This window comes from Mannheimia pernigra (assembly GCF_013377995.1).
GTDB lineage: Bacteria > Pseudomonadota > Gammaproteobacteria > Enterobacterales > Pasteurellaceae > Mannheimia > Mannheimia pernigra.
In genome coordinates this window covers 1,900,642-1,914,410 of the sequence record NZ_CP055305.1, presented here as the reverse complement: position 1 = coordinate 1,914,410, position 13,769 = coordinate 1,900,642, and the positions used below count along the sequence as shown (strand labels likewise).

The 13,769-nt window shown below is 40.0% G+C and carries 11 protein-coding genes and 1 pseudogene; 4 read left to right on the top strand and 8 right to left on the bottom strand.

What is annotated here, in order from left to right; all coding sequences use genetic code 11:
* Positions 1 to 31 precede the first annotated feature (31 nt).
* From greB to HV560_RS09180, 3 genes are all read right to left on the bottom strand, one after another.
* The gene (greB, locus tag HV560_RS09190) at positions 32 to 511 is read right to left on the bottom strand and encodes a transcription elongation factor GreB (protein ID WP_176812703.1); all 480 of its coding nucleotides are present in this window, start codon (positions 509 to 511) and stop codon (positions 32 to 34) included.
* Between the two features lie 90 nt (positions 512 to 601).
* A complete protein-coding gene (gene pepB / locus HV560_RS09185; protein WP_176812702.1) occupies positions 602 to 1,882 on the bottom strand; it encodes an aminopeptidase PepB in 1,281 nt (426 codons plus the stop codon).
* Positions 1,883 to 2,034: 152 nt separating this feature from the next.
* Positions 2,035 to 2,859, bottom strand: coding sequence for a 5'-nucleotidase, lipoprotein e(P4) family (locus HV560_RS09180; protein ID WP_176812701.1), 825 nt, complete (start codon positions 2,857 to 2,859; stop codon positions 2,035 to 2,037).
* 153 nt (positions 2,860 to 3,012) lie between these two features.
* Here HV560_RS09180 and HV560_RS09175 point away from each other — a divergent pair, with 153 nt between their 5' ends.
* A complete protein-coding gene (locus HV560_RS09175) occupies positions 3,013 to 3,957 on the top strand; it encodes a bile acid:sodium symporter family protein (protein ID WP_176812700.1) in 945 nt (314 codons plus the stop codon).
* A 336-nt stretch (positions 3,958 to 4,293) separates the two neighbouring features.
* On the opposite strand, the gene HV560_RS09170 is transcribed toward HV560_RS09175, so the two are convergent.
* The 4 genes and pseudogenes from HV560_RS09170 to HV560_RS09155 all read right to left on the bottom strand — a co-directional run bounded on the left by HV560_RS09170 (position 4,294) and on the right by HV560_RS09155 (position 10,359).
* Positions 4,294 to 4,806: an IS256 family transposase, variant Zn-binding type gene (locus HV560_RS09170; RefSeq protein WP_420371391.1), complete on the bottom strand. Its 513-nt coding sequence runs from the start codon at positions 4,804 to 4,806 to the stop codon at positions 4,294 to 4,296.
* 15 nt (positions 4,807 to 4,821) lie between these two features.
* Positions 4,822 to 5,187 carry a transposase gene (locus HV560_RS10550; protein ID WP_420371390.1) on the bottom strand — a complete coding sequence of 122 codons (366 nt, stop codon included), beginning with the start codon at positions 5,185 to 5,187 and terminating at the stop codon, positions 4,822 to 4,824.
* A 95-nt stretch (positions 5,188 to 5,282) separates the two neighbouring features.
* Positions 5,283 to 5,443: pseudogene (locus HV560_RS09160) on the bottom strand (IS1595 family transposase); the annotation flags it as partial.
* A 71-nt stretch (positions 5,444 to 5,514) separates the two neighbouring features.
* Complete coding sequence (locus HV560_RS09155) at positions 5,515 to 10,359, bottom strand: Ig-like domain-containing protein (protein WP_176812699.1); 4,845 nt, start codon at positions 10,357 to 10,359, stop codon at positions 5,515 to 5,517.
* A gap of 204 nt (positions 10,360 to 10,563) precedes the next feature.
* On the opposite strand from HV560_RS09155, the gene selD reads away from it, so the two are divergent.
* The 3 genes from selD to ubiH are packed head-to-tail and all read left to right on the top strand — an operon-like array spanning position 10,564 to position 13,267.
* On the top strand, positions 10,564 to 11,604 hold the full coding sequence (gene selD, locus HV560_RS09150) for a selenide, water dikinase SelD (RefSeq protein ID WP_176808759.1): 1,041 nt from the start codon (positions 10,564 to 10,566) through the stop codon (positions 11,602 to 11,604).
* Entirely contained in the window at positions 11,604 to 12,068 is a 465-nt protein-coding gene (locus HV560_RS09145; protein ID WP_176808758.1) for an NUDIX hydrolase, read from the top strand. The genes selD and HV560_RS09145 overlap by 1 nt, the downstream gene beginning before the upstream one ends.
* Positions 12,068 to 13,267 carry a 2-octaprenyl-6-methoxyphenyl hydroxylase gene (gene ubiH, locus HV560_RS09140; RefSeq protein WP_176812698.1) on the top strand — a complete coding sequence of 400 codons (1,200 nt, stop codon included), beginning with the start codon at positions 12,068 to 12,070 and terminating at the stop codon, positions 13,265 to 13,267. Before HV560_RS09145 ends, ubiH begins: the two co-directional genes overlap by 1 nt.
* 59 nt (positions 13,268 to 13,326) lie before the next feature.
* Here ubiH and HV560_RS09135 read toward each other — a convergent pair whose 3' ends face one another.
* Positions 13,327 to 13,737, bottom strand: a complete 411-nt coding sequence (locus HV560_RS09135; RefSeq protein ID WP_176808756.1) for a DUF2251 domain-containing protein — start codon at positions 13,735 to 13,737, stop codon at positions 13,327 to 13,329.
* Between the last annotated feature and the right edge of the window lie 32 nt (positions 13,738 to 13,769).

Sequence of the window (13,769 nt, the reverse complement as noted above, 5' to 3'; positions counted from 1 at the left end):
ATTGTAGGGGAGAAATATTTCCCCCATTTTGTTACCCTTTTTCATACCAAATTTTATTGATATAAAGCAAAACGTTACCAGCAGGTGTCTCTACCCGAATTTCATCATCAATCTGTTTGCCGATTAACGCTCTGGCAACGGGGGAATCAATAGAGATCCAGTTTTGGGCAGGATCAAATTCATCACAGCCAACAATACGATATTGCTTGGCTTCTCCCTCTTCATTTTCAAGTTCTACCCAAGCACCAAAAAAGACTTTGCCTTCTTGTTTTGGGTGATAATCTACAATTTGGAGCACTTCTAGGCGTTTTGAGAGAAAACGCACGCGACGATCAATTTCTCTTAAACGGCGTTTACCATAGATGTATTCGGCATTTTCACTGCGATCGCCAAGTGCTGCGGCATCAGAAACGGCTTGCGTAACCTTTGGGCGTTCTTCTCGCCATAGGAATTTTAATTCTTGATCAAGAGCTTGCCAGCCTGATCGAGTAATGTAATGAGATTTAGCCACGATTATTCCTTTAGAGAATAAACAAGCGGTTAAATTTTCTCTGAAATTTACCGTTTTTCAATGAAAAATGACCGCTTGCAGTATAGAAAATTATTTAGAAAGTAATAAATTTGCGATTGTTTTCATACCTAAACCAGTCGCACCTGCTGCCCATAAATCATTGCCCGTTTTGCGGAACGTAGCAGAGGCATCAATGTGTAACCAATTTTGTTGATAATTTTCAACGAAATAAGATAAAAATGCAGTAGCGGTACTTGCTCCAGCACCTACTGGCACAGAGCCGATATTCGCAATATCTGCAAAAGATGAGCTAATTTGACCTCGATGTAGCTCTTCAAATGGTAAACGCCAGAAAGGCTCATTTTCTTTTTTAGCAGAGTTGAATAGGGTTTCAATTAAACTGTCATCCATTGAAAGGATGGCGTGGTAATCATTACCTACCGCTACTTTTGCCGCACCCGTTAAGGTTGCGGCGTCAATAATAAATTCTGGTTTTTGCTTAGTGGCATCAATTAAGCCATCGGCTAATACCAAGCGTCCTTCTGCATCAGTATTGAGTACTTCAACGGTCACGCCATTGCGGTAAGTGATAATATCGCCCAATTTGAATGCGTTATGGCTCACCATATTTTCTGCACAGCAGAGATAGAGTTTAACGCGTTTATTTAAACCTCGTGCAATCGCGAAGGCTAAGGCACCACTTAAAAGTGCCGCACCGCCCATATCGGTACGCATTGTACTCATTCCATCACTTGGTTTAAGGCTATAACCACCAGTGTCAAACGTAATTCCTTTACCAACTAAGCAAGCAAAAACGGGGGCGTTTTCATCACATTGGGGATTGAAATCGAGCGTTAATAGTGCCGCAGGATTGCTTGAGCCTTTCCCCACCGTCCAAATGCCGTGGTAGCCTTGTGATTGTAAGTTTTCACCTTGAATAATGTCATAAGAAACGGTATTGGGTTTTGCCATATGTTGAATAAATTCGACCGCTTGTTGTGCTAATTTTACAGGCGTGAGCCTATCTGAAGGTGCATTGATTAATTCGCGTATAAAAGTGGCACATTTCAAGCGGTTGTCAAATTCGGATTGCTGTTCGCCCAAATCAGGATATTGTACCGAGCCTTTATTTTTAACTGAGTTAAAGCCTTGATGGAAAGCCCAACACTCCTCTAAACCCCAGTTATTACCCACTAATTTAACATTCAAAATGCCTTGGTTTTTAATTTTGCGTGCGGCTTTTTGAACAGTTAGTAAGTTATGTTGCAGATTGTGGACGGTAAAGCCTAAATCGTTGGCAGACAGAATAGCCTTTTCTCCCCAAATTTCAGGTGCCGCTTGTTGAGAAAGGGTGATGTTCATTGCAGTCATTATTCGTTCCTTGTTTTTTATGGTTTCGGGCGGAGATGAAGCCCGATTATCCTAGCAAACTTTTGCAAATTTTTATAGAAAAACGACCGCTTGTTATGCGGTGAGGCATCTACAAGCGGTCATTTTAGGTGTTTTTACGAAGCTTTTGTGAATTATTGACCATTCCACGCTTTAATTGCATTGTGGCGAATGTTAATGCGGCTTTCTGCATTGCCTTTGTAATAGTCTTTATCTAACGCACCTTCCCAGTCGCCATACGTTGGGTTTGGTAAGATGATGAATTTACTACCGAATAATTTGCTGTTCTCAGCAACAAATGCACGACGTTCCGTGTTAGATTTGCGGTAGGTGGCATCGCCAAAATCATTTAAATTATCGCCTAAATAAAGCACAATCTCATAGCCTTGTTTTTCTATTTCTTCAAAACGAGGCGTTTTATTTGATTTATCTTTTTTTAGGAATAACGTTTGTTCACTCACGCCATTAAAGCCAAGTTTTTTCATATTGTCGATAGTGGCGATTTTTTCATTACTGTCTTTACGGTTTGAAACATAGAACACGGTGCCTTTATGGCTGTTTACATAGTTGTTAAATTCAACGGCTCCAGCAATTGCTCCCGTTTGACGAGCATTTACCCAGCGTGTCCAGCTTTCACTATCAAACGGTTTATGATTTTTTACTTGCCAGCCTGCGTATGGGCTGTTATCTACCATCGTTTCATCTAAATCAACAACAACGGCTTTTTTCTTGCCTTTTTTCACTTTTGCCTGATCAAAAGCGACTTTTGCTGTATTAAATGCTTGGTATGCTAATGCTTGATATTCACCCGATTGTTGTACCCAATTTACGCCTAAGGTTGCTTGTTCTTGCAATACCATTTGGTGGTGTTGCTCACTATTTTTTTGACCAGTGTGAGTACAAGCTGTTAGAACGAATAAGGCCGTTAGGCTTATTGCTGAATATTTTAAGTGTTTCATAAAGTTGTCCTTAATTTTTTGTTGATAAGCGAAATTATTATACCTAAAGAGAGGTTGATTACTATAAATTTTATAATTTTATTACGGCTATTCACTTTTAATGAAAACTAAGATAGCCTATCAACCTTTTTATAACATAAAAATAGAGGCTATATGCAAACATTATTAAAATTTACACAATTTGTGAGTAAAACCTTTGCCATTTGGGTGGTTGTTTTTGCTTACATTGCAGCACAATTTCCAGATTTGTTTAAACAATTCGTGCCTTGGATTCCTTACCTATTAGGTATCGTTATGCTTGGAATGGGGTTAACCTTAACGTTCAAAGATTTTGCTGAAGTAACGAAAAATCCAAAATCAGTTATTATTGGTGTGATTGCACAATTTGTTGTTATGCCAAGCGTTGCTTATGGATTAGCAAAAGCATTTAATTTGCCACCTGATCTAGCTATTGGCGTGATTCTAGTGGGTTGTTGCCCTGGGGGAACATCTTCAAATGTAATGACTTATTTAGCACGCGGTAATACTGCGTTATCTGTCGCTTGCACCACCATTTCAACCTTGTTAGCCCCAGTATTAACGCCAGCTATTTTCTATTTATTTGCAAGCCAATGGTTAGAAATTAATGCAACGGCAATGTTTATCTCTGTACTACAAATAGTGTTATTACCTATTTTTGTTGGAGTGGTTATTCGTACTGTTTTCAAGCAAAAAGTAGAACAATTTAGCCAAACGATGCCGTTAATTTCAGTTATTGCGATTGTATTAATTGTGACCGCGGTGGTGTCAGTAAGTCGTGATCGTATTATTGAATCAGGATTGTTGATATTTGCGGTTGTGGCATTACACAATGGTTTAGGTTATTTAATTGGTTATTTAGCCAGCCGTTTATTCAAGCTAGCGATTGCGGATAGCAAAGCGGTTGCAATTGAAGTGGGAATGCAAAACTCTGGTTTAGGGGCAGCCCTTGCGGCATTACATTTTAATGCTAATCCTGTGATTGCTGTACCAAGTGCGGTATTTAGTTTCTGGCATAATATTTCAGGCCCGATTTTAGCGATGATTTTTGCAAAGATGAAAAACGATAATCATAAATAAACAGTCGTTTTTTAAGATAAAATTTGGATTGGGTGAATAGCTCGGACAATCTACACAAAACCAGCAACGGGTTGAAGCGTATCCAACGTGGGCAAATTGGCTGGCTCAGGAAATGGGTTTGCAAGCCTTAGTTTGCCAAGGTTCAGACCTACTTTCGCCTTACGTGGGGAAACCGATCAAAATATCACCTGTGTTTTCAAAGAAGCGAAGGCAAATAATAACGTGCTGATTTTTGTCGAAAAATTTGCCAATTTTGGGGGGAGTGAACAAAATTGAGTCTGATTTCCTGGTGGGTCAGCCATAGTGGACATTTTTGAGTCTGCTATGGCTTTATTTTTAACTCTTCCGACAGATAAAATCCTTTATAAACATCATCTTATGTTCATCTGTTAGTCCCTGATGTGGGGCTAATTTGGCTTTCATTTGCCTAAAAAATAACTCAACCAGGTTGGTCGTATGAGCAATGTTTAATTCGGGATGTGCTTGATAGGTAAATAGATAATTTATGCTACGTTTTAAGCTCCAATACGCGCTCCATAACCGCTTATGTTTAAATCGTTTTGAGTCTGTTTCAGAACGTTCATTAAAGTAATCTTTATGTTCATTTAACCATTCAGATAACGCGAGAGTGAGAGTTTCTTGCGTTTGAAATTTAAGGGAGTAATAGAGGGATAATAGTGCTTTTCCCGCTTCAGATTTAGGCGATTTTGTTAGATAAAATATGCCTCGTCCGATTTGATGAAAATGGCATATTTGAGTAGGAATATGAGGGTAAGCGTTTAATGGCCCTCTTCTCCCATCGCAGGTAATAGGTTGAGTTTTAATGCCTTTTTCCATGAGTTCTGAGATTGCTTCAAAATAATATCAATTTTTCTCAGCCAGAATAAAGCGAAAATAAATCGGTTTTGATGATGAGGAATCCATTAGGACGAGTACCGAAAATCGTTGTTTAAAGTGAATGATATCCATCACGATACTCGCTGTTTGAGGAAGTACTTTTTGCTCTGCTTCTAGGGCTTTCTCAAGATGCCTTCTAATCGTTCTTTCAGAACATTGATATTCCAAAGAAAGCTGTTGAATAGTCTGTTTTTGTGAGGTGTACTTAAACCAAATTTCTTCGGAATTAAGTCGCTTGGATGCGAAAAAGTTACGGCTGCAATCAAGGCATTTATAGCGTTGAATACCATGAATTTTGCCATACTTTTTAAGGTTAAAAGATGAGCAGAAAATGCAATTTTTTAGGCATTTTTATAAAAAGTAGGTTAAAGCCTTATATTACAAGGTTTTAACCTACTTTGCAGACTCAATTTTGTCCACTATGCCAACATTTCCAAATGAGGGCTATGTTGATAGATGAGCAATCGCAAACGGTGAAAGCAATAGGCTGCGGTGGTTTTGTTTACTCAGCCGCGGTTCGAGCAGTTACGCCCGCTAACAGCCCAATGAGTTTATGTTGTTTGTACTGACTTAGACGACTTTTTCTCATTCGGTTATCTTAACCTAAATGAGAGTTTTAGTCGTTATTTAGGACAGCTCCAAAATTAAAGTAGATTTAAATTATAAGATAAAATCTGATGTATATTCTGCCGCAACAATAGGATCAAGGCTATAAATAATATTGCCATCTTCTAAAGACGCAGTTAATGCAACCTCCTTGGTTTTTGATCCACCTTTAGAGTTTTGACTTTCAATGGTGACTGCAATAGAGGAGAATACTTCCTGAATATTGATTTTATTTAAGAAATCGGGAATAGCATTCGCATTAAGGGGATCCGATTTGAGCTGAGCTTCTAATTTATCACTAAATCCATCTCCATCGCTGTCTGTCTCGTTTCGTTTTGTACCTAATCGAGCTTCTTGATAATTGGTTAAACCATCATTGTCGCTATCATTATTTAAATAGTGCTTATCCATTAAGTAACCTCTTGTAAAGATTTTATCTAATGTGGCATTTTTTCCAAAAAATTGGGACATATTGTGTTTATTTAGTGAACTTCCTGTTCCATTAAAGAAAGTGGTATTCTCATAAGAACCAAGCCCATTGAATAAAATTAAATAACCGCTACTTAACCATTCTCCTTTAATAACATAGGAATTTGTTTTATATAATTCTACAGAATTTGTAATATCACTATCATCTGTTATAGATTGTTTAACAAATCTATCTGTAGTTGCTCTAGCCTGTTTTAAATCGTCGGGGCTTCCTGAATCTGTTTTTAATACAGCAGGGTTAAATATACTACTATGTCGGAACACTTTTGCAAGTGTGGGATTTTTTTGTATTGTATCAGTTGCAAAATATTGGGCTAAATAACCGCCTAATGAAGTACCAGTTGTGTATAGATTATGAGGATTATATTCTGCAACATATTCTGCCGCTTGTTGAAGATGATTTAGTTGTGGATGTTTCTTACCTTGTAAAATATCTAGATTTCCTAACCAATCAATATAATTATTTTTATCTGTCCCTTTAAACCCTATGACAACATTTTGGTAAGAGTTATCTGCTTGCTTGCCATTACCATAAATACGATATTCTAAACCATTATCTGCTTTAACCGATTTTAGTATATCCCAATATTTATTAATTTCTCTAATATCTGTGCCATTATCCATTCTTTGTTTATTAAAAGAATTTATCGCATCTTCTTTATAACGCTCAAATATATTTCTATTTACATTCTCACTACTATGTGCAGCGGTTGCAAAGAAACGTAGATCCCTTTCCGAAACATTCCACATTTTCGGATTTTTATCGTGAATATCAATAATCCCATCGCCATCAGAATCTACTTTGTAAGAGTCAGTAATATTTTTCGCGGCTATATCAGGATTGGCTTCAACATATTTCTCTAAAGCAGTAATTACTTTAGCTTTGGCTTCACTATTTTGTAATATATAAGCCTGAGGATCTAATTTATATTTTAAGGTACTAAAATCAAATGGTTTGTTAGATTCATACGATAAAACATTATTTGGATAAGTTACCTTAGTGGAATAAACAGGTAATACCTGATAATCGTGAGTGGCAACTGCAGAGGCTTTATTACCAGCAATATCAGTTGTGGTTAAACTTGCAGTAATTTTGCTATTTTTTGCCAAAATTTGACCGCTTGTCGTCACGCTAAAGCGTTCACCAACAACTTCCGTTGTTAAAGTTTGATCGCCGATTTTAATCGTGATGGCATCTTTATCTCTAGAATGTTTAACTGTGCCAGTAATATTAATGTGGGATAATTTAGTTTCATCTAGATTGATAGTGTTGTGATCTGTCACTTTATCAAAAGTAATCACTGGCTCTGCAATCTCGGTTACCACATCATAACGATGTGTTTTCGTCGCAGACTTCTCATTTCCTGCACTATCACGTGTCGTAATCGATGCCTCAATTTGACGGTTTGCAGCTAATATCGCTCCCGTGGTTGTCACCGCAAAACGCCCATCTGCTTGTATTTGCGTGGTTAACGTGGTATCGCCTACTTTTAACGTCAATACATCATTTATATTCGCATTCTTAACGCTGCCTGAAATCGTTACGCTATTTCGCGTTGCTTCAGCACCATTAATCACATTGTCTTCTGCGACTTTATTAAACGTAATCACTGGCTCTGCAATCTCGGTTACCACATCATAACGATGTGTTTTCGTCGCAGACTTCTCATTTCCTGCACTATCACGTGTCGTAATCGATGCCTCAATTTGACGGTTTGCAGCTAATATCGCTCCCGTGGTTGTCACCGCAAAACGCCCATCTGCTTGTATTTGCGTGGTTAACGTGGTATCGCCTACTTTTAACGTCAATACATCATTTATATTCGCATTCTTAACGCTGCCTGAAATCGTTACGCTATTTCGCGTTGCTTCAGCACCATTAATCACATTGTCTTCTGCGACTTTATTAAACGTAATCACTGGCTCTGCAATCTCGGTTACCACATCATAACGATGTGTTTTCGTCGCAGACTTCTCATTTCCTGCACTATCACGTGTCGTAATCGATGCCTCAATTTGACGGTTTGCAGCTAATATCGCTCCCGTGGTTGTCACCGCAAAACGCCCATCTGCTTGTATTTGCGTGGTTAACGTGGTATCGCCTACTTTTAACGTCAATACATCATTTATATTCGCATTCTTAACGCTGCCTGAAATCGTTACGCTATTTCGCGTTGCTTCAGCACCATTAATCACATTGTCTTCTGCGACTTTATTAAACGTAATCACTGGCTCTGCAATCTCGGTTACCACATCATAACGATGTGTTTTCGTCGCAGACTTCTCATTTCCTGCACTATCACGTGTCGTAATCGATGCCTCAATTTGACGGTTTGCAGCTAATATCGCTCCCGTGGTTGTCACCGCAAAACGCCCATCTGCTTGTATTTGCGTGGTTAACGTGGTATCGCCTACTTTTAACGTCAATACATCATTTATATTCGCATTCTTAACGCTGCCTGAAATCGTTACGCTATTTCGCGTTGCTTCAGCACCATTAATCACATTGTCTTCTGCGACTTTATTAAACGTAATCACTGGCTCTGCAATCTCGGTTACCACATCATAACGATGTGTTTTCGTCGCAGACTTCTCATTTCCTGCACTATCACGTGTCGTAATCGATGCCTCAATTTGACGGTTTGCAGCTAATATCGCTCCCGTGGTCGTCACCGCAAAACGCCCATCTGCTTGTATTGGCGTAGTTAACGTGGTATCGCCTACTTTTAACGTCAATACATCATTTATATTCGCATTCTTAACGCTGCCTGAAATCGTTACGCTATTTCGCGTTGCTTCAGCACCATTAATCACATTGTCTTCTGCGACTTTATTAAACGTAATCACTGGCTCTGCAATCTCGGTTACCACATCATAACGATGTGTTTTCGTCGCAGACTTCTCATTTCCTGCACTATCACGTGTCGTAATCGATGCCTCAATTTGACGGTTTGCAGCTAATATCGCTCCCGTGGTCGTCACCGCAAAACGCCCATCTGCTTGTATTGGCGTAGTTAACGTGGTATCGCCTACTTTTAACGTCAATACATCATTTATATTCGCATTCTTAACGCTGCCTGAAATCGTCACGCTATTTTGCGTCGCTTCAGCACCATTAATCACATCGTCTTCTGCGACTTTATTAAACGTAATCACTGGCTCTGCAATCTCGGTTACCACATCATAACGATGTGTTTTCGTCGCAGACTTCTCATTTCCTGCACTATCACGTGTCGTAATCGATGCCTCAATTTGACGGTTTGCAGCTAATATCGCTCCCGTGGTCGTCACCGCAAAACGCCCATCTGCTTGTATTTGCGTGGTTAACGTGGTATCGCCTACTTTTAACGTCAATACATCATTTATATTTGCATTCTTAACGCTGCCTGAAATCGTCACGCTATTTTGCGTCGCTTCAGCACCATTAATCACATCGTCTTCTGCGACTTTATTAAACGTAATCACTGGCTCTGCAATCTCGGTTACCACATCATAACGATGTGTTTTCGTCGCAGACTTCTCATTTCCTGCACTATCACGTGTCGTAATCGATGCCTCAATTTGACGGTTTGCAGCTAATATCGCTCCCGTGGTCGTCACCGCAAAACGCCCATCTGCTTGTATTTGCGTGGTTAACGTGGTATCGCCTACTTTTAACGTCAATACATCATTTATATTCGCATTCTTAACGCTGCCTGAAATCGTCACGCTATTTTGCGTCGCTTCAGCACCATTAATCACATCGTCTTCTGCGACTTTATTAAACATAATCACTGGCAATATTGGCTTTGTTACTACAACATTTTCATTAGTATTAGTATTAGTATTAGTATTAGTATTAGTATTAGTATTAGTATTAGTATTTGAGTTCACGGAGGGATTATTCTCAATAGTTTTATTGCCATTGGTAGAGCTATTTGTAATAGCAGGATTTACTATTATCGTTTTTTCAGGTTGAGTACTTTGAGTTGCATCAGCCTTAAATTTTATGATTTCAGAATGAGGGGATTTTCTCTCTTCATTTGCTTTAGTATGAGAAAAACGGTCTGTAAAAAACCAGCCTGACAATCCAATACCACCTAGTGTAGATAATATGCTTGTGCCTGAAATATTCGATGGCTCAAAACCTATTTTTTGTATTTGCCACTCAGTTTGCTCTGGCAAAGAATATGGACTGTCTGTCGTATTTGTAGCACTATTGCTAGCCTCTTCAACTGCAATCTCTTTATCATAAGCAACTTTTTCAAGCACTATCCTTTCAATTTTCCAATTTTCCTGGTTATCAAGTTGCTGATTGTCCCCATTTAATGCTTTAGTTATCAATGTATCATCAATAATATATTGCTTAGCATTCTTTTTGCTATTTTGTGTAAAAGAGACAGGGAGCGATATTTTTTTTATTACTATCATTAGTATGCGTTACCTTAAAAAATTGAAGAGCTTCGCTTAGGTTTATTGTAGACTCTAAGCCAAAATTGTTTTTATATTAACTTTTCTAGGTGGTTTTTTCTAGTTTTTCCTGTGTAATGAAACTTAAAAAGTGTAAAATTTTTTGTCATTTTGACCGCTTGTTAGCGTACAATAAGCACAATTTTGATTGATTATGGAGGCGGAATGTCTGAACCGATTAGATTAACCCAGTTCAGCCACGGGGCGGGTTGAGGCTGTAAAATTTCTCCTAAGGTGTTAGGGACGATTTTACAAACGCAACGTGAGAAATTTGTTGATCCAAATTTGTTGGTGGGCAACGAAACGGCGGACGATGCGGCGGTGTATGATCTGGGCAATGGTCAGGCAATCATCAGCACCACGGATTTCTTTATGCCGATTGTAGATGATCCATTTGACTTCGGGCGGATTGCCTCTGCGAATGCAATTAGCGATATTTATGCAATGGGAGGCAAGCCGCTGATGGCCATTGCGATTCTTGGTTTCCCTGTAAACAAATTACCAGCGGAAGTAGCTCAGCAAATAGTGGAAGGCGGTCGTTTTGCATGTCAGCAGGCTGGTATTGCATTGGCTGGTGGCCATTCAATTGATTCTCCAGAGCCAATTTTTGGCTTAGCCGTAACAGGCATTGTGCCGACTGAACGTGTGAAACGTAATGCCTCTGCTGTCGCTGGTTGCGAGTTATATCTCACCAAACCGCTTGGTATTGGTATTTTAACCACAGCGGAGAAAAAAGGTTTATTGAAACCTGAACATCAAAATTTGGCAAGCGAGGTGATGTGTCAACTCAATGTGATCGGGGCGAAATTCTCTGAGCTTTCTGAAGTGATGGCGATGACAGACGTGACGGGCTTCGGATTGTTAGGGCATTTAAGCGAAGTGTGTCAAGGCTCGAATTTACGGGCGGAAGTCGATTTTTCTGATATTCAAACCCTAGACGGTACGAGAGAATACATTGCGTTGGGAGCCGTTCCTGGTGGTACAAATCGTAATTTTGAAAGCTACGGGCATTTGATTTCGTCAATGACGGAGGAGCAAAAAGCGATTTTGTGCGATCCGCAAACCTCGGGCGGATTGTTGGTTGCCGCATTGCCACAAGCGGTCGAAAAATTACAACATTTTGCAAAAGAGGCGAATGTGCCGCTATTCCACATCGGGCGATTGCTTGAAATGGACAAGGAAAAGCCACTGATTGAGGTTATTTAATGTTTAAACCCCATGTGACCCTTGCCTGCGTGGTACATTGCAAGGGCAAATTTTTATTTGTGGAAGAGATTGAATATGGCAAACGTACACTCAACCAACCTGCAGGGCATTTAGAAAAAGATGAAACCTTGCTGGAGGGGGCGAGCCGTGAACTGTTTGAAGAAACAGGGATTCAAGCAGAAATGGCAAGTCTGGTGAAAATTTACCAATGGCAAGCCCCACAAACCCAAACTGATTATCTCCGTTTTCTGTTTGCGGTGGAGCTGGCGGAATGGCTAGAGCCTAACCCGCAAGATGCTGAGATAACTCAAGCTCTTTGGTTGAGTGAGGCGGAATTTCAACACTATATCCAGCAAGAAGGGCAATGTGAACGCAGTCCGCTTGTGAGGCAATCGCTGAAAGATTATTTGAGCGGTGAGCGTTATCCGCTCTCGTTATTAAATGCGTTTGAGTGGGGGCACTAATGCAACAAATCAAGCAATTTGATGTGGTGATTGTAGGCGGGGCGGTAACGGGGTCAGTGCTGGCATTAGCATTGAGCAGTTTTAGCCAGCACAAAATATCGATTGCGATTATTGAAAAATCGCTCCCAGACTATGAACAACAAGGCGGTTTTGATGCTCGCAGTATTGCCTTGGCTTTTGGCAGTTTGCAAAAAATGCGACAAATTACACCGCTTGTAGGCGATAATTTAGGGGCGGAAATTGAGAAAATTGCCACGCCGATTAAGCAAATTCAAGTGGCGGATAAAGGGCATTTTGGTAAAGCCACTTTGAAAGCCAGTGAGCAGAATTTGCCACAACTTGGGGCGGTGGTGGAATTAGCAAAATTAGGCAAAAAATTGACCGCTTGTCTTGAACAGCACGCCAATATCCAGCTTTTTTGCCCTAACGAAGTCATTGAGGTTCAACGCTCAATAGACGCCTGCAAACTGACGTTAAACAATGGCGAACAGCTGAACTGTACCTTGCTGGTTGGGGCTGACGGTATTCAATCTAAGATTGCGAGCCAGTGTGGTGTGGAAACTCTCGAAAGGCGAAATTATCAGCAATTTGCAATTATTGCCAACGTGGAGTTAAGCAAACCTCATCAAAATCAAGCTTTTGAATATTTTACAGAACAAGGCCCTTTTGCTTTATTACCGCTAAATGGGAATAGGATGTCGCTGGTGTGGTGCGTGAAAAATGTTGATGGGCTACAACTGCCTGACAGCGAATTTTTGGATCGCTTACAACAGCAATTCGGCTGGAAATTAGGGCAGTTTTTGCGAGTCAGTAAGCGGTTTATTTATCCCCTTATTTTGCAAAAATCCGAGAGCCATATTCACCATCGTTTAGCGGTTGTTGGTAACGCAGCACAAATGTTACACCCCGTTGCAGGGCAAGGCTTTAACCTCGGTTTGCGAGATTTACATACGCTCGCAGAATTGGTTGCTCAAGCCTTTAATCAAGGTAAGGATATTGGTGAATTTTCGCTCTTATCCGAATTTGAATGCCAGCGTTCTCAAGATCAAGCCAAAATGATGAACGCGACAAGCGGTCTGATTTCGATTTTTTCTTGCGAAATGTTGCCTGTACAAGTGATGCGGAACTTGGGTTTATTTATGGTTTCACATTCAAAATGCGCTCGAGATTTTGTGATAAATCAAGCATTGGGGTGGTAATAAAATGAGTTGTTTTATCCTATTTCTAGGGGCAAATGGTTATTTGCCCTTACATTAATTTATTTTAACCACTTTTCCACCAATTCATTGGTGGTTTCTTTGTGTAGCCACATACTGCCAAGTTCTGGGTGGGGGAATTTAGTGTGGTTGTAGCCGATAAATTGGCGGAAATCAAAGACAGCGTGTGGGTAGCCGTTGATGAGCAAAAAGGCTTGATAGCCATCTTCACTCCAGCAGATTTCCACACGGCGTGGTTCGTGGAGTGAGTTTTGTTCAATGTCGCTAATGCGGAAAACGAAAAGGCTGTCCACCACAGGTTGCTCGGTTTGGTGTAGATCCATTGCATAAAAATAGCCTGTTTCTTCGTCAATTTCAAACATCACCACTAAATGTTCGTGCTGAGTAGAGTGAGCTCCGTTGCGGTAAGGCTCGTTGAGTAGAATGTGATCGGTTAAAACAGAGTAGAGCATTTGATTATCCTTATAAGCAAAATGCCACCGAT